The 415-nt window shown below is 69.6% G+C and carries 1 protein-coding gene; it reads left to right on the forward strand.

Translation table 11 applies throughout. The annotated features are described in order from the left end of the window. Window positions 1–402, forward strand: a 402-nt coding sequence (locus tag AB4Z42_RS28440) for a Sir2 family NAD-dependent protein deacetylase (RefSeq protein ID WP_442012588.1), incomplete at its 5' end; no start/stop codon positions are given. Between the last annotated feature and the right edge of the window lie 13 nt (window positions 403–415).

Here is a 415-nt window from a genome sequence, read left to right on the forward strand (position 1 = left end):
CCCGAATTCCGCGATGTGTCGGCCCTGCCGGCGGCCGATGGCGACGCCCATCTGGAATCGCCGCTATTCGACAATTTTTCGGTGCCGGTGTGCGAGCGCTGCGAAGGGCTGCTCAAGCCCGATGTGGTGTTCTTCGGCGAATCGGTGCCGCGCGAGCGCGTGGCGGCCGGGCGGCTGGCGCTCGATGCAGCGGACGCCATGCTGGTGATCGGCTCGTCGCTGACGGTGTTCTCGGGGTATCGCTTCTGCGTCTGGGCGCACGAGCGCGGCTTGCCGATTGCCGCCCTGAACCTTGGCACCACGCGGGCCGATCCCCTGCTGACGCTGAAGGTGCTCGCGCCGATCGGGCCGACGCTGGCGGCGCTTGCCACCGCGCTGGGGCTGGAAGCCGGCGCGGGTTAGCTCGGACTACCTC

Source organism: Mycobacterium sp. 2YAF39, from assembly GCF_052114565.1.
GTDB lineage: Bacteria > Actinomycetota > Actinomycetes > Mycobacteriales > Mycobacteriaceae > Mycobacterium.